Genomic DNA, 15253 nt, shown 5'->3' on the forward strand with positions numbered 1-15253 from the left:
GGCTCCGCGGCATGGATTCAGGCGGCGCTGCCCGCATCCAGCTGGTCCCCGTCCATCACCCGGTCGCGGCCGGCGCGCTTTGCGCCGTACATCGCATGATCGGCACGGCGCAGCAGCCCTGCCAGATCGTCCTGATCTGGCCGCCATTGCGCCAGGCCGATGCTCACCGTTACCTGCAATCCCGGTACCTGCAGCGCGGTGCCGGCTTCGCTGATCTTCCGTCGGATCTGCTCCAGGCGCCCGGCTGCGACCGCACGGCTGGCGCCGGGCAACAGCAGCAGGAACTCTTCGCCGCCCATGCGGAAGACTTCTTCGCGGCTGCGCACCGAACCGCGCAACGCGGCTGCCACCGCGACCAGCACCGCGTCACCGGTTTCATGTCCGTGGTGATCATTGATTTCCTTGAACAGGTCGATGTCGAGGAAGCCGATGACCAGTGCTGTGCCTTCGTCCGTCGCGCGGGCGATCTGCGCACCCAGCTGGCGCAGCCCGGCACGGCGATTGGGCAGCCCGGTAAGCGAGTCCGTATCGGCCAGCTGGCGCATCTCGTCACGCTGCTCACGCAGCTTGCCCAGCCGCTGGTTGAGCGCGTAGGCGGCCATCATCAACAACCAGGTCGTGGACAACTGCAGCGATTCCACGCGATGCGCCAACAACCACTGGGCGCGCGCGAGATCGGCCACGATCATCAGCAGGAACGGCGCCACGGCAATCAGCCCGATGGCTGCCCAGCGCTCGCCGCGCGACCAGGCCCACACGCCGGCCAGCAACGCGGCCACGCAACCGGTGATGTGCGCCGCCTGCAGGATGTCGGCTGTCCAGCCCAGCATCGTCCAATCCATCCAGGGCACCAGGAGGGCCGCCAGCACCAGTCCACAACTCAGCATGGCCCAGGTGCGCCGCCAGCGTGGCCAGTGGCGGTCGCCCACGTTGAGCCGCCACAACACCGGCAGCAGGACCGCCTGCGCGCAGGCGGTCAATCCCACCAGCCACCATGCACTGTCCACGTCCACCGGAAACCAGGGCTCTGGATACCCGCTCAGGCCGCTCAACACCGATTGCCAGACCATGAACACCGCGCAGACGCCGACGTAGATCAGGAACAGGCGATCGCGCGCGCTGAAAAAGCCCATCAATGCCGACAGCGCCAACGCCAACGCCACCGCCAGGCAGGCAGCGCGTACCAGCAGGCGGGCCGTGTCACGCTGCTGTACCGGACTGGGCGCGCCAAGCCGCAGCGTGGGTCCCCAGCGTTCCTTCAGGGGCGTCGCCCAGGAAACGACGATGGGCTCGGCGCTGCCCGCAGGCGGGACGATGACGATGCCGATGCCCGCGCGGAAGCGTGAATCCCGCGTCCGCGCATCCCCCATGTTGCCGCATATCTCCCGCGCCGCGTGGCGGATCATCACCTCGCCGGCGAAGACGTTGAACACATCCAGCGCCTGCGGTTGACCGGACCAGCCACCGGCCGGGGCGGGAATCTCCAACGTCTGGCGCGGGCCGTGGAGCATCTTCGGCGTGCAACTGCGATGCGGTGTGGGTTCGTCGGTGGCGCCGCCGAGCAGCAGATAATCGCGCACAGGCTGTGGCGTCGCCGCGGCCTCCGACGGCAGCAGGACGGCGCACAACAGCGCCACGATCACCACCCAGCCTTGCCACTGCACTCCTGTGCTCCCCACGCCCCACCCGCCTGCTTGCGTGCGCGCAGACTGCGCGCCGTCCGTGCGGCCAGATTATCGCAGCCGCACGGTTTTCACGCAGACTGCGACCAATTGCCTAGCGCTGCGCCATCCACGTCGGCGTCTGTTGCTGGCGGTGCGGGTGCAGCGCGGTCTGCGTGATGCGCTCCAACGGCTGTGGGCGCTCGATGGCATAGCCCTGCAGGCTGTGCACGCCCATCTCCACCAGCTGCATTGCCTGCTCGTCGGTCTCCACCCATTCGGCCACCACGTCCAGCTGCAGTTCGCGGCCCAGCGCGGCGATCGCGCGCACCGTCGCGCGACTGATCGGATCGGTCTGCATGTCACGCACGAACGTGCCATCGATCTTCAGTTGATCGGCGGGCAGATGGCGAAGGTAGCCGAACGAGGACGACCCCGATCCGAAATCATCCAGTGCGATACGGCATCCACGCGCCTTGACCGCATCGATGAACTCGCGCGCCTGACCGAGGTTGCTGATGACCGCCGTTTCCGTGATTTCGAAGCACAACCGCGGCGCAAGCGAGCGGTTACGCTCGAGCAGATCGGTGACGAAGGCCAGGAAGCTGGGCTCGGTGATCGACTGCGCCGACACATTCACATTGCACATGCCCAGCCGCGCCACGTGCGCGGGGCATACCTGCAGGTGGCGGAACAGCATCGACAGCACGCACCGGTCCAGCGACATGCCCATGCCATAGCGCTCGACCGCGGCAATGAACTCACCCGGCCCGTGCAGCACGCCCTGCTCATCGCGCATCCGCACCAGCACCTCGTAATGCAGGTGACCGGGGTCTTCGACATTGGCGATGCGCTGCGCGTACAGCACCATGCGGTTTTCGGCGATGGCGCGGCTGACGCGCCGCAGCCGATCCGCTTCACCGCGCCGTTCCTCAAGCGCCATGCGGTCTTCGTTGAAGCAGTGGATGCGGTTGCGTCCTGCCTGCTTGGCTGCGTAGCAGGCGCTGTCGGCAGCTCCCATCAGCCAGTTCACATCCGGTGTATCGGCGCCCATTTCCACCACGCCCACGCTGCAGCTGATCTTCAGTGTGTCCTCGCCGAACTGCACGCTCGCTTGTCCCAGCGTGCGGATCAACCGGTGCAGAATCTGCTTGGCTGCATCCTGCGTAGCCCCCTGCAGGAACAGTGCGAACTCGTCCGCGCCCAGCCGCCCTACCCAGTCGCCGTCACGCACGGCGTCCTCCAGGTGCTCCGCGAAGGTGCGCAGCATCTGGTCTCCTGCCGCGTGGCCCACCGTATCGTTGACCAGCTTGAAATGGTCGAGGTTCAGATAGCACAGCGCGTGGACACCGCCATCGTTGCGCACCTGCTGCACGGCCTGGTCCAGCAGCCGCTCGATCTCGCGCCGGTTGATCAGGCCCGTCAACACATCATGGCTGGCGTGGTGCTGCACCTCGCGCGCCAGCACATGGTTCTGGGTGACATCTTCGACGATCGCGAAAATCGAAATGCCCTGCTTGCCGCGTGACACAGCGGTGCCGCTCCAGCGCCCCCACATCAGGCTGCCGTCGGCCCGCAGGAAGCGCAGTTCACCGGCACGCAGCTGGCGGGGCCAGTCAATGCGCCCCCCGCCATCGAGCACCAGCTCGCCCTCTGCCAGCAGCTCACGCAGGTGCATGTGCTGCAGCTGCTCGGGATGGCGGCCAAGCAGGTCGGCCAGCGCCTGGTTGACCTCCATGATGCCCCCTTCCCCGTCGATCTTCAGCATGCCCACGCTGGCCTGGTAGAAAGCCGCACGGAAGCGGCTTTCCTGCTCCATCAGATCGGTGCGCACGCGACGGGCCAACAGCAGCGCGACCACGGCGATGGCCACCACCGACAGCGCACCCACGGCGAGGGTGATCATCCGCACCAGGGCGGACATGTTCACCAGCGCGAGAGAGAAATGGCGTGCGGTCTCCTGCAGCCCCGCATCGAGTTCGCTCAGGCGACGGTGATAGTGCACCGCATCCTGCTCACTGACCGTGCCGGACTGGAAACGCTGTTCCAACTGGTCGCCGATGCGCGCAAGCTCCTGCAACGGCGCATCGGTCTGCCGCCACAACTGGGACGCTTCGCGGAAATAAGCAAAGTCACGGCCATAGCGGTACGACAGGATCAACCGATTGACATCGCCAAGGGCGTTCCCGCCGCGCAGGAAGGCAGCGCGCGCGGTATCGACGTCCGGCACATCCTGCTCCAACGCCAGGCGCGCCTCCAGGTCCGCCAGCGGCACCGCCAGCGCGGTGCGCGCCTCGTGCAGGTCGGTGTCCACGCCGCTGTCGAGATAATTATCCAGCGCGGCAACGGTCTGCTGCTGGCTGCGCGACCAGTGGCTCTGGCCTACGATCCAGGCCGTGGATGCAGCCTGCAGTTCCTGGATCAGCGCGGAGATGCCTACCAGGCCCACGGCCATACCGGTCAGCAAGGCAAAGCGCAGGGTCAAGCCGCGCGTCCTCGCAAGCTGCCGCATCCTCGCACCGGCCTCGCCCATTCGTGGAGCCCCCCAATCCGTGGTTGATCCTGACTGCATTCAGCGCATCATGCACGCTAGCGGCGGCCCTGTCTGCACGGCGCGAAGCCTCCGCGCGCTGTCCCGGGACAAAAAAAAACGCCAACCCGAGGGCTGGCGTTTCGATGTCATGGCAGGCGTGGGATCAGACGCTGCGCGGACCGCGCGGCTTGAATCCCTCGCGGCGTGGCGGGCGATCATTGCCACCCGGACCACCGGGACCACCCGGACCACTACGGCGCGGACCGCCCTTGTCGAAGCGCGGCTTGGCCGCAGCCCGCGGTGCCTGGCTGATGTCCTCGCCCGGCTCAACGCGACGCATGTTGAGCTGCTGGCCCGATACCCACACTTTCTTCAGATGGGTGAGCACGTCCTGCGGCATGTCGGTCGGCAGGTCCAGTACGGAGAAGCCGTCATGGATGTCGATGCGGCCGATGAAGCGGCTTTCCAGACCCGCCTCGTTGGCGATGGCGCCGACGATGTTGGCCGGCTTGACGCCATGCTGGTGACCCACCTCGATGCGGAAGGTTTCCATACCCTGCTCCGGCGCGCCACGCGGCGGCATTTCACGGCGCGGACGATCCGGGAACCCTTCGCCTTCGGCGCGCGGCGCGCGGTCGAACTTGGGACGGTCACCGCGGTCGAAGCGTTCGTTCCGCTCCGGACGGTCCGTGCGTTCACGCGGGGCACGCTCTTCGCGGGGCGCACGCACCGGCGGCTGCAGCAGGAACGGCGTATCGCCCTGCATCATCTTGGCCAGCGCGGCGGCGACGTCGATCGCCGGCACTTCGTTCTCGCCCTGGAAGCGCTCCAGCAGCTGGCGATAGAAGTCCAGACCGCCCTGGGCCAGCGTTTCGCTGATGCGCGCGGTGAACTTGCTGACGCGGTTGTCGTTGACGGCTTCCACGCTCGGCAGCTGCATTTCTTCGATCGGCTGGCGCGTTGCGCGCTCGATCTGGCGCAGCATGCCCTTCTCGCGCGGGGTGGCGAACAGGATCGCCTCACCGCTGCGACCGGCACGGCCGGTACGGCCGATGCGGTGCACGTAGCTTTCGGTGTCGTACGGAATGTCGTAGTTCAGCACGTGGCTGATGCGCTCGACGTCCAGGCCGCGCGCGGCAACGTCGGTAGCGACCAGGATGTCCAGCTTGCCTTCTTTCAGCATGGCGATGGTGCGCTCACGCTGGGCCTGCTGCATGTCGCCGTTGATGGCGGCAGCGGCCAGGCCACGGGCCTGCAGCTTGGTGGCCAGTTCTTCGGTGCCGGCCTTGGTACGGGCGAAGACGATCATCGCGTCGAACGGCTCGACTTCCAGGATGCGGGTCAGTGCATCCAGCTTGTGCATGCCACTCACCCACCAGTAACGCTGGCGGATGTTCGCCGACGTGGTCGTCTTGTTGACGATGGTGACTTCGGCCGGGTCTTTCAGGTAGGTCTGGGCGATGCGACGGATGGCCGGCGGCATGGTGGCCGAGAACAGCGCGACCTGGCGCTTTTCCGGCAGCTTCTTGAGCACGGCTTCGACATCGTCGATGAAGCCCATGCGCAGCATCTCATCGGCTTCGTCCAGTACCAGCGTCTTCAGCTCGGACAGGTCCAGCGTGCCGCGGTTCAGATGGTCGATGACGCGGCCGGGGGTACCCACCACGATATGTACGCCACGGCGCAGCGCCGACAGCTGGGTGGCATACGGCTGGCCGCCGTAGACCGGCAGCACGCGGAAACCGGGGATCTTCGAGGAATAGGTCTGGAACGCCTCGGCGACCTGGATGGCCAGCTCGCGGGTCGGCGCCAGCACCAGTGCCTGCGGCTTGGTCTGCTGCAGGTCGATGTTGGACAGCACCGGCAGCGCGAACGCTGCGGTCTTACCGGTACCGGTCTGGGCCTGGCCGAGCACATCGCGGCCTTCCAGCATGGCCGGAATGGTGGCAGCCTGGATCGGCGAGGGAGTTTCGTAACCGACGGCGGCAACCGCCTGCATCACGGGCTCGGAAAGGCCGAGCTGCGCGAACTGCATCGGCGCTTGGGTATCTTGGGACATGGGGAACTCCGAAGGCACTGCCACGAACGTGGCAGGCGAAAAAAGGGGGGTATTGTGCGCTTAGGGCGCCCTTCTGACGCGTGCCCCGGCGCTTTTTCGAGTGCATAGGATACAGCACGCTGGATGAACCGGGGGATTGCCGCCATTCATCCGAGGCTGGCGCAACCGCAAGGGGTCATGGACCGTCCCTGCTGATCACCGCACAATGCGCATCATCTTACACGGAAGCCCCCCATGCAGACCCTAGAGTTCGACCTTGACGGTGAGTACGTCGAGCTGAAACAGCTGCTCAAGCTGACCGACCTGGTCAGCAGCGGCGGCGAAGCCAAGATGGCCATCAGCGAGGGCCGCGTACTGGTAGACGGCGAAGTCGAGCTGCGCAAGGCCTGCAAGATCCGCGCGGGCCAGCAGGTCGATTTCGATGACACCGTGATCCGGGTGCTGGCCCTGCCGGAAGAAGACTGAGACCGCGCTAGGCCCCCTGCCCGGCCACTGGCTGGGTGAGGTGGCTGGCGATGAGCTGGCGGAAGGGGCGTACACCCTGCGCAAGCCGCAGACCGGCCGCCCGCAGCAGACGCGCCGGCGCGCGATCATCGGTGTACACGCTGGCAATCGCATTGGTGGCTTCGTACAGCGGCCGCGAGGCGCGTCGGTGTCCGCGCTGGTAGCGGGCCAGGCTCCCCGCATCGGCAATGTCGGCACCGCGCGCATGCTGATGCGAGATCAGGTCGGCCAACCGCTGTTGGCTGGCCAGCCCCAGGTTGAATCCGTGCGCGGTGACCGGGTGCATGCCCACCGCCGCATCGCCGATCAACGCCGCGCCTGGAGCGACGAACCGCTCGGCGTAGACGCCCACCAAAGGGTATGCCTGCGGCGTCGCCACGGGCTGCATGCGGCCCAGGCGATGCGCGAAGAAACGGCTGATCGCATCGCCCAGTGCATCCTCGTGCAATGCGAGCAGCCCTTCTACCTGCTGGGGCGGCAGCGTGATCACCGCCGAGGCCAGTCCGTCGTTGAGCGGCAACAAGGCCAGGGTGCGCCCATAACCGAACCATTCCCACGCCGTCTGCCGGTGATCGCGCTCGAGCTGCACCCGGCACACCAGCATCGATTTGCCGAAGTCGCGCACGCGGGCACCGATGCCGAGCAGTCGGCGGGTAGAGGAAAAGCGGCTGTCGGCGGCAACCAGCAGTCGCGCGTGCAGGCAGCTGCCATCGTCAAGCTGCACCACATGGCCTGCGTCGTCATTCTGCACGCCCTGGACCCGGCGGCCGTCCAGCAGCTGCAGGCCGGGCTGCCCTTGCACGGCATTCCAGGCGGCACGGCGGATCAGATGATTGGGCACCAGCCAGCCCAGCGGGCCATCGGCCGGCCGGTCACGCGCGAACGTGAGCGCAAAAGGGGACACCCCGTCCATGACGCGGGCATCGTGCAGCTCGGAAATTTCGGCGGGAGGCAGCCGCTCCCACACCTGCAGGCGTTGCAGGATCTGCCGGGATGCGTGGGTAAGCGCGATTTCGCGCCCGTCGAACGGCGCATCGGCCAACTGCTGCCGGGATTGCGGCTCCACCAATGCGACCCGCAGGCCGCTGCCAGCCAGAGACCGTGCGAAACACAATCCGGCAGGGCCCGCCCCCACCACCACCACATCGGTCACCTGCATCGCTGTGCTTCCCGGCTGTTTGTCGGCCCCAGCATAGCGGCGACTGCCCGGCGCGGCCCTTGATCTGGATCAGGCCGGGCAGCGCGGATTCACAGCAACGCCTTGAGCAGCATGAACACGCCGGCCATGGAGACCACCCACGCCAGACTGCGCACATAGGGCACGCCTGCTGCATACAGCGGCAGGTAGACCAATCGCGCCCAGAAATACAGCTGCACCGCGAGCGCCGTGCTGCCGTCCTGCCGGCCGGCCACTACGACCGCCAACGCAGCGGCAGCGAAGATCGGGAAGGTCTCGAAGAAGTTGGCCTGCGCGCGTTGCAGGCGACCCGCCACGAGACCCGGCGGTGGTGGCGCACCATCGCGCGCGGAGGCGTTCCACTTCTGCCCCCGTTCCCGCGTGACCGCTGCGACGGCGAGCAGCACGTAACCGATACCCAGCAGGCCGGACCAGGCCAGCATCTGCAGCTCAATGGACAGGGGCATGGCTCAGGTTCCCGGCGAACGGACGCTGTAACCGGCCAGGCGCCAGACCTTGTCTTCATCAAGGCGGAAGCTGACCAGCTCACGCACCGGCTGCGGACTGTTGGCGAAGCGCGTCGGGTAGGTCACGTTGAGGTACAGGCCTTCGGGAACGGCCGCCCCTGCGTTGAACCGCACCCGGCTGATGCTCGGCTGGCCACGACCCACCAGGGCGCCCAGTCGAGCGCGATCCGCGCTGACCTGTTTGGTGAACGCATCACGCGTAACCGCCTTGCGTGCTACGGCCGATGCGCCGTCCCACAGCTGCGCCGTCTGGCCGCCGTCCACAAGCCGGGCCGCCTGCAGCGCCGCCGCACTCATCTCGGCATTCTGCTTTTCAAGCTGCGCCTGCTGGGCCGGCGTGAGCTGCTGGGCCGGTGCAGCCGGCGCCGGGACGGCGGCCGGGCGCGCGCCCGTTGCAGCCGGGGCTGCGGCAGGCCGTGCGGTGGACGGCTGGGCAGCCTGGGGCTGCTGAGCGACCGCCGCGACGGGCAGCAGCAAGGACAGAAAAATCAACGATCGCTTCATCGGAACCGCCGGTTCAGGGTAGATGCCCGCAGTCTACGCCACCCACCGCCCCGCGCTTCAAGCCGACGGTTCGGCCGGTTCGGCCGGCATCTGCTCGGCGGTCGGCGCCGCCTCGTCTCGTCCATCATCCGCAGCTCCCTGCTGCGACGGCGAGACACCCGGTGCGGGCGGCAGGGTGGCCACGTCTATTTCCGACAGCGGGCTGTCCGAGGGGCATACCTCATCGGGGAATCCGTAGTCTTTCTTCAGCGACTGCCCGCAGGCATTGACGGCTTCCAACTCGGCGCCTTCGCGTTTGCACTGCTGGTCGAAGGCCACCAGGAACGCATCCTTGCGGCGCACGAAATCATCGCCGCAGGCGCGCATCTGCTTGATGCGCTCCAGATCGTCCTGCACCGCGTTGGTGCCGTCCAGGCCATATTGCCGCAGCTCGTCCGACGTCAGCACCCGCAGGCTGCGGTTGGGCACCGTCATCATCAGGTCGGCCACGCCCACCGCAACGCCGTTGCGCTGCAGGTAATCCTTGACGTTGTCATAGACCTCATGCAGCTCGCGGTTGAGTTCCGCACGCGACGTGGCCTTCGAGCTGATCCGCATCATGCGATGGATGCCCACCTTGCCCAGCACCAAACGATTGTCGCCCGCCGCCAGGACGAACACGCAGGCGCTGTGGCAGATGGAGGCCTCACGCACCCAGATGGTCCAGTTCGACTCGCCGATGCTGTCACCGGCGACGATGGCCGATTCAACCTGTCCACCACTGGAGTCCAGGTCGAGGATGCGCTTGTGGATGCCCAGCCCGTCGGCCACCACGGCCAGCCGCCAGACCAGCTCTGCAAAGCCCGGATTGATCTTGCCGCTGTATCGCACACGCGCCAGGCCGCGCTCGGCGCACGGCTGCAGTGCCTGCTCGATCTGCACACGCTCCAGGCCCGCCAGCTCCTCGCCATCCCCGGGCTCGGCCGCGTAGTCGGTCGTGCAGCTGATCCATGCCCTGCCGTTTTCCAGCGCTGCCGCCGGCCACGGGCGATCGGCGCGGCCAACAGGCGGCGACGCGGGTGGCGGCGCATCGGCCACGTTGATGGACACCATGTGGTCGCCGTCGGCGCTGGGAGCACGCGTGGCGGCCTCGTTGGCCGTCACGTTGCCGGGATTCTCAAGCTGGCTGCACGAGGCCAAGGCCAGGCACAGCAGGGGCGACCACCATTTGAGCAACATGTACCATCGAACCGGTCGGAAACACACGCCCAGTCTAGGGCCTGCACAGCAGATGGCTGCAACCGCCGCTGAACCTGACCGGCTGCGTCAGGGGGCCGATGCATTGGTGTCCGAAAATGGCGAGCCCGGACACGCCGGCCGGCCTAGACTGATCGCATGACATCCTCTGCCGCCCTGGACACTGCAAGCTGCGAACGTGCGCGACTGGCCCGCGATGCGCGTTTCGACGGGCTGTTTTTCACGGCCGTCCGCAGCACCGGCATCTATTGCCGCCCGGTGTGCCCGGCGCCGGCGCCGAAGCCGTCCAACGTGACCTACTACGCCAACGCGGCCGCTGCCGCTGCGGCCGGCTATCGGCCCTGCCTGCGCTGCCGGCCGGAGCTGTCACCCGCGGCGCAGCAGCGGATCGACGAGGACGCCGTGCGGCGGGCGCTCGATCTGATCCATGACGGCTTCCTGCAGGGCGCGACGGTGGCCGCGCTGTCCGCGCGGGTGGGTGTCAGCGCGCGGCAGTTGCAGCGGCTGTTCGTCGCTGCGTTGGGCGTGACGCCGCAGCAACTGCATGCCAACCAGCGCCTGCTGCAGGCCAAGCAGCTGCTGACCGAGACGCGCCTGCCGGTAACCGATGTGGCGTTGGCCGCCGGGTTCAACAGCCTGCGGCGGTTCAATGATGCGTTTCTAGGCGGCTGTGGCATGCCGCCCACCGCCATCCGCCGCCTGCCTTCCCGGGCTTCCAGTGCGGGCGACGCCGTGCAACTGCGCCTGGGATACCGGCCTCCATTGGATTTCGGCCTGATGCTGCAGTTCCTGCAGCGCCGGATGATTCCCGGGATTGAACGCATCGACGACGACGGCTACCAGCGGGTGATCGGCCCTGCGCAGCGCCCTGCCCTGCTGCAGGTCAGCGCGTCGCCCGGGCGCAACGAACTCGTGCTGCGGCTTGAGCGCATCGATCCGCGACAGATTCCGGCCGTGGTCCGCCGCGTACGCCATATGTTCGACCTGGATGCCGACCTGCATCAGGTCCACGCGGCGCTGCAGGCAGAGCCCCTGCTTGCACGGGGCATCGCACAGCGCCCGGGGTTGCGCGTTCCCGGCGGCTGGGAAGGGTTTGAAGTGGCGGTGCGCGCGGTGCTCGGCCAGCAGGTCAGCGTCGCCGCGGCAACCACGCTGGCGCGTCGGCTGGTGCACGCCCATGGGCACCCGCTGGACGGCATGCCCGACGGATTGGATCGCTTGTTTCCAGAACCCGCACGACTGGCCGATGCGCCGCTGGAGGCCATCGGCCTGCCACGTACCCGTGCATCGACACTGCGTTCGCTGGCCCGTGCCTGCGCCGAGGGTCGGCTCGACTTCGGTGCAGGGCAACGGCTTGAGGATTTCGTCCAGCGTTGCATCGCCCTGCCCGGCATCGGTCCGTGGACGGCGCAGTACATTGCGCTGCGCGCGCTGGGCCAGCCTGATGCGTTTCCCGCCGGTGACCTGGTGCTGCAGCAGATGCTGGGCACGCCCGAAAAGCGCCTGACCGAACACCAGACCGAGCAACGGTCGCAGCCGTGGCGGCCCTGGCGCGCCTATGCCGTGCTGCACCTCTGGCACCTCTCTCCTCCTTTCCGTGGAGCTCCGTCATGACCCTTCATTACGATCGCTTCGATTCGCCGATCGGTGAGCTCACCGTGGCCGGCGACGCGCACGGCATCGCCCATGTTCTTTTCCCTGAGAACCGCCATCCGCCGAAGGGCCGCGAGCACTGGCAGTACCAGCCAGCGACGGTGCGCGAGGCGCGCATGCAGCTGCTCCAGTACCTGCAGGGCGAGCGCTCGGCCTTTACCTTGCCACTGGCCCCCCGCGGCACGCCGTTCCAACTGCGCGTGTGGCACGCATTGGCGACGATTCCGTTCGGGCAGACCTGGAGCTACCTGCAACTGGCGACCGCGCTGGGCCAGCCCACTGCAACGCGCGCCGTGGGCGCGGCGAACGGCCGCAATCCGCTGCCGATCGTGCTGCCCTGCCATCGGGTGATCGGCCGCGACGGCTCATTGACCGGGTTCGCCGGTGGACTGCAGACCAAGGCCGCGCTGCTGCGGCTGGAACAAGGGGCAGGCGCGTTGTTCGACCCCCCATGACCTTTGGTGTCTTGGGTACGTCATTGCGGCTGCCTACAATGGCGCGATGACCTATCGACGCCTTGCCTGGGCGCTGGCCGCGATCCTGCCGCTGGCTGCCTGCACCACCCCAGTTGCCCGCCCCGGTTCCGGCGTCGCCGCCGCGCCTGTCGCCGCGCCTGCACCCAAGCTGCTGCTGATCTCCATCGACGGTCTGCGCGCCGATGCGCTGGACCGTGGCATCACGCCGAACCTGCAGCGCATCATCGACAACGGCGTGCGCGCGAAATGGATGAATCCATCGTATCCGTCGCTGACCTTTCCCAACCATTACACACTGGTCACCGGCCTGCGCCCGGACAAGCACGGCATCATCCACAACAGCATGGACGATGGGCAACTGGGCCCTTTCAAACTGAGCGACCGCGACACGGTCATCAAGCCGGCATGGTGGGGTGGCGAGCCGATCTGGGTCAGTGCCGAACAGGCCGGCGTGCGCACCGCAACGTGGTCGTGGCCGGGCAGCGAAGCCGAGGTAAAGGGCGTGCGTCCCAGCCAGTGGCGCCAGTATGACGAGCGTGTCCCGTTTGAACGCCGCGCTTCCGATGTGCTGGCGTGGCTGCAGCAGGCCGGTTCCGATGCGCCACGACTGGTCACGCTGTATCTGGAAGGCGTGGACAAGGCCGGGCACCACGATGGTCCACAGTCGGACGAGTACACCGCGGCCATCCAGCGCGCGGATGCGGTGATCGGCCAGGTACTGGATGGACTGCAGCGGGGCGGTCTCGACGCCACCACCAACGTGGTGCTGGTGTCCGACCACGGTATGGCGTCGGTGCCGGAGGGTCACGTCATCGCTACCGAAGACATGGCGGATCCGGTAATCGCGCGCAACATCAGCGTGGGCCAGTCGGTCGGCTTCGAGCCCATGCCGGGCCAGCGCGCCGCGGCCGAACGCGTGCTGCTGGGGCGCCACACGCAGTACACGTGCTGGAAGAAGGGCGACCTGCCTGCCCGATGGCACTACGGCAGCAACCCACGCATCCCTGCCATCGTGTGCCAGATGGATGAGGGCTGGGATGCGCTGGCCCGTGCGACGATCGCCAAGCGTCCCCAGCAGGACCGTGGATCGCATGGCTATGACAACGCGTTGCCGTCGATGCGCGCGGTGTTCATTGCGCGTGGGCCGTCGTTCAAGCGGGGCGTGGTGATCGATGACTTCGACAATGTCGACCTGTACCCCCTGCTGGCGCGCCTGCTGCAGGTGCCGGCCGCGCCGAACGACGGTGATCCGCAGACGTTGCTGAAGACCTTGCGCTAGCGGGTGGGGTGCCGGCCGGGCTGCGCCCGGCGCCCGCAGAAGCGAGCAGCAACAGCAACAGCAACAGCAACGGCAATGGCAACAGCAACAGCAACGGCACCGGCTGCAGGGCCGTGGGTGGGTGGAGCGGGGTGAGTTGGCGGGGGACGGCAAGAGCCGCATCCCTGCGGGCCTCGTTTCGCGCCATCCATGGCGCTCAACGCCCCCGCCAACCCACCCCGCCCCACCTTCGACAGGTCCATGGTGGCCATGGGACCTGCGGGCATCGGTAGCGCCGACCCATGGTCGGCGAGCGCAGCGGGCTGTTGGCGGGAACATTCCGCCGACCATGGGTCGGCGCTACCGCAGATCTCGTTGAAACGTCTGGTGGAGGGAGCCCCTGAGTCAGGGGCGGCCGCGAAGCGGCGGGGTATGGGTGCTGGTGAGACGGGGCCCACGGTTTGCGAAGCAAAGCGTGGGAGCGGCAGCGCGAATGCGATGACGTGGACCCCGCCATGGATGGCGCGAAACGAGGCCCGCATGGATGCGGTTTTTGCCGTCCCCCGCACAGCCCCACCGCCCGGCCCATTCTCCTGCTGCGGCTGTCGAGCCACCCGCGAGGGGGTCCCGCCCGTTCGCACCGCGCAACAGCCTGTTGCCCATTCGGGGGATCCCCCGCCCCACATCGCATGCGATCCTGCGCCCCTGCCCCTGCCAGCGAGAACGCCCGTCATGACCACCATCATCGCCCCGCGCGTGCACGACATCGGCGGGCTGGAAGTCCGCCGCGCCGTACCCACCCTGCAGGCGCGCAGTGTCGGACCCTTCGTGTTCATCGATCAGATGGGCCCGGCCGTGCTTGATCCCGGCACCGGCATCGACGTGCGCCCGCATCCCCACATCGGTCTGGCCACCGTGACCTTCCTCTGGTCCGGTGCGATCGGCCACCGGGACAGCCTGGGCTCGGACCAGGTGATCCGTCCTGGCGATGTGAACTGGATGACCGCCGGCCGCGGCATTTCCCATTCCGAACGCACGCCGCCGCCGGAGCGCGAACACGGCCATCCGCTGCATGGCATGCAGACCTGGATCGCGCTGCCGAAGGGTTTCGAGGAAGTGGAGCCGGCGTTCCACCACCACGCCGCCGCGACGCTGCCCCAGCAACACCGCAATGGCGCGTGGCTTCGGGTGATCGCAGGCCGAGCCTACGGTGAGGAATCGCCGGTGAAGGTATTCGCCGATACCCTCAACGTCGCCATCGATCTGCAGCCGGATGCGGAGATCGATCTGGACACCGGTCACCGCGAGCGATCGCTCTACATCCTTGACGGCCAGGCGCAGTTGGATGGCGTGGACGTGCCTGCGCAGCACCTGATCCTGCCAGCTGACGGGGCGCGCGGACGGCTGCGCGCGAAAACGCCGGTCAAGGCCATGCTGATGGGCGGCGAGCCGCTGGATGGCCACCGCCATCTGTGGTGGAACTTTGTCTCCAGTTCGAAGGAGCGCATCGAGCAGGCCAAGCTCGATTGGGAAAACGGGCGCTTCGGCACCATTCCGGGCGACGATCAGGAGTTCATTCCCCTGCCCGCCTGATGGTTACCGATGTAACAGGGTTTGTGCGCTCGCTCACGTTCCGTTAAGGTCATCCCAACTCCCGCCAGCGTG

The 15253-nt window shown here is 67.5% G+C and carries 12 protein-coding genes; 5 read left to right on the forward strand and 7 right to left on the reverse strand.

What is annotated here, in order from left to right; all coding sequences use genetic code 11:
• Positions 1 to 17: 17 nt before the first annotated feature.
• From ABRP17_RS03340 to ABRP17_RS03350, 3 genes are all read right to left on the reverse strand, one after another.
• Positions 18 to 1664 carry a GGDEF domain-containing protein gene (locus tag ABRP17_RS03340; protein WP_372486875.1) on the reverse strand — a complete coding sequence of 549 codons (1647 nt, stop codon included), beginning with the start codon at positions 1662 to 1664 and terminating at the stop codon, positions 18 to 20.
• A gap of 112 nt (positions 1665 to 1776) precedes the next feature.
• Entirely contained in the window at positions 1777 to 4194 is a 2418-nt protein-coding gene (locus ABRP17_RS03345) for an EAL domain-containing protein (RefSeq protein ID WP_349986706.1), read from the reverse strand.
• A 163-nt stretch (positions 4195 to 4357) separates the two neighbouring features.
• Entirely contained in the window at positions 4358 to 6253 is a 1896-nt protein-coding gene (locus ABRP17_RS03350) for a DEAD/DEAH box helicase (protein ID WP_349986700.1), read from the reverse strand.
• Between the two features lie 234 nt (positions 6254 to 6487).
• Here ABRP17_RS03350 and ABRP17_RS03355 point away from each other — a divergent pair, with 234 nt between their 5' ends.
• A complete protein-coding gene (locus ABRP17_RS03355) occupies positions 6488 to 6718 on the forward strand; it encodes an RNA-binding S4 domain-containing protein (RefSeq protein ID WP_188324602.1) in 231 nt (76 codons plus the stop codon).
• 7 nt (positions 6719 to 6725) lie between these two features.
• On the opposite strand, the gene ubiM is transcribed toward ABRP17_RS03355, so the two are convergent.
• The 4 genes from ubiM to ABRP17_RS03375 all read right to left on the reverse strand — a co-directional run bounded on the left by ubiM (position 6726) and on the right by ABRP17_RS03375 (position 10183).
• On the reverse strand, positions 6726 to 7916 hold the full coding sequence (ubiM, locus tag ABRP17_RS03360) for a 5-demethoxyubiquinol-8 5-hydroxylase UbiM (protein WP_349986698.1): 1191 nt from the start codon (positions 7914 to 7916) through the stop codon (positions 6726 to 6728).
• Between the two features lie 89 nt (positions 7917 to 8005).
• Complete coding sequence (locus ABRP17_RS03365) at positions 8006 to 8395, reverse strand: MAPEG family protein (protein WP_188327328.1); 390 nt, start codon at positions 8393 to 8395, stop codon at positions 8006 to 8008.
• Between the two features lie 9 nt (positions 8396 to 8404).
• A complete protein-coding gene (locus ABRP17_RS03370) occupies positions 8405 to 8965 on the reverse strand; it encodes a DUF4019 domain-containing protein (protein WP_349986696.1) in 561 nt (186 codons plus the stop codon).
• A 57-nt stretch (positions 8966 to 9022) separates the two neighbouring features.
• Positions 9023 to 10183, reverse strand: a complete 1161-nt coding sequence (locus tag ABRP17_RS03375) for a hypothetical protein (protein ID WP_349986694.1) — start codon at positions 10181 to 10183, stop codon at positions 9023 to 9025.
• 156 nt (positions 10184 to 10339) lie between these two features.
• Here ABRP17_RS03375 and ABRP17_RS03380 point away from each other — a divergent pair, with 156 nt between their 5' ends.
• The 4 genes from ABRP17_RS03380 (at position 10340) to ABRP17_RS03395 (ending at position 15181) form a co-directional block, all read left to right on the forward strand.
• Positions 10340 to 11815 carry an AlkA N-terminal domain-containing protein gene (locus ABRP17_RS03380; protein WP_349986692.1) on the forward strand — a complete coding sequence of 492 codons (1476 nt, stop codon included), beginning with the start codon at positions 10340 to 10342 and terminating at the stop codon, positions 11813 to 11815.
• Positions 11812 to 12309 carry a methylated-DNA--[protein]-cysteine S-methyltransferase gene (locus ABRP17_RS03385; RefSeq protein ID WP_349986690.1) on the forward strand — a complete coding sequence of 166 codons (498 nt, stop codon included), beginning with the start codon at positions 11812 to 11814 and terminating at the stop codon, positions 12307 to 12309. Before ABRP17_RS03380 ends, ABRP17_RS03385 begins: the two co-directional genes overlap by 4 nt.
• Before the next feature lie 46 nt (positions 12310 to 12355).
• Positions 12356 to 13609, forward strand: coding sequence for an ectonucleotide pyrophosphatase/phosphodiesterase (locus ABRP17_RS03390; RefSeq protein ID WP_349986688.1), 1254 nt, complete (start codon positions 12356 to 12358; stop codon positions 13607 to 13609).
• Between the two features lie 711 nt (positions 13610 to 14320).
• The gene (locus ABRP17_RS03395; RefSeq protein WP_349986416.1) at positions 14321 to 15181 is read left to right on the forward strand and encodes a pirin family protein; all 861 of its coding nucleotides are present in this window, start codon (positions 14321 to 14323) and stop codon (positions 15179 to 15181) included.
• Positions 15182 to 15253: the final 72 nt, after the last annotated feature.

The organism is Stenotrophomonas sp. WHRI 8082 (assembly GCF_040223995.2).
Taxonomy (GTDB): Bacteria; Pseudomonadota; Gammaproteobacteria; order Xanthomonadales; family Xanthomonadaceae; genus Stenotrophomonas.

What these genes read in the sequence shown, in the direction of transcription:
- ABRP17_RS03375 (WP_349986694.1), bottom strand. Translation starts at nt 10,183, where the DNA reads ATGTTGCTCAAATGGTGGTCGCCCCTGCTGTGCCTGGCCTTGGCCTCG.
- ABRP17_RS03390 (WP_349986688.1), top strand. Translation starts at nt 12,356, where the DNA reads ATGACCTATCGACGCCTTGCCTGGGCGCTGGCCGCGATCCTGCCGCTG.
- ABRP17_RS03345 (WP_349986706.1), bottom strand. Translation starts at nt 4,194, where the DNA reads ATGGGCGAGGCCGGTGCGAGGATGCGGCAGCTTGCGAGGACGCGCGGC.
- ubiM (WP_349986698.1), bottom strand. Translation starts at nt 7,916, where the DNA reads ATGCAGGTGACCGATGTGGTGGTGGTGGGGGCGGGCCCTGCCGGATTG.
- ABRP17_RS03370 (WP_349986696.1), bottom strand. Translation starts at nt 8,965, where the DNA reads ATGAAGCGATCGTTGATTTTTCTGTCCTTGCTGCTGCCCGTCGCGGCG.
- ABRP17_RS03350 (WP_349986700.1), bottom strand. Translation starts at nt 6,253, where the DNA reads ATGTCCCAAGATACCCAAGCGCCGATGCAGTTCGCGCAGCTCGGCCTT.
- ABRP17_RS03395 (WP_349986416.1), top strand. Translation starts at nt 14,321, where the DNA reads ATGACCACCATCATCGCCCCGCGCGTGCACGACATCGGCGGGCTGGAA.
- ABRP17_RS03380 (WP_349986692.1), top strand. Translation starts at nt 10,340, where the DNA reads ATGACATCCTCTGCCGCCCTGGACACTGCAAGCTGCGAACGTGCGCGA.
- ABRP17_RS03355 (WP_188324602.1), top strand. Translation starts at nt 6,488, where the DNA reads ATGCAGACCCTAGAGTTCGACCTTGACGGTGAGTACGTCGAGCTGAAA.
- ABRP17_RS03385 (WP_349986690.1), top strand. Translation starts at nt 11,812, where the DNA reads ATGACCCTTCATTACGATCGCTTCGATTCGCCGATCGGTGAGCTCACC.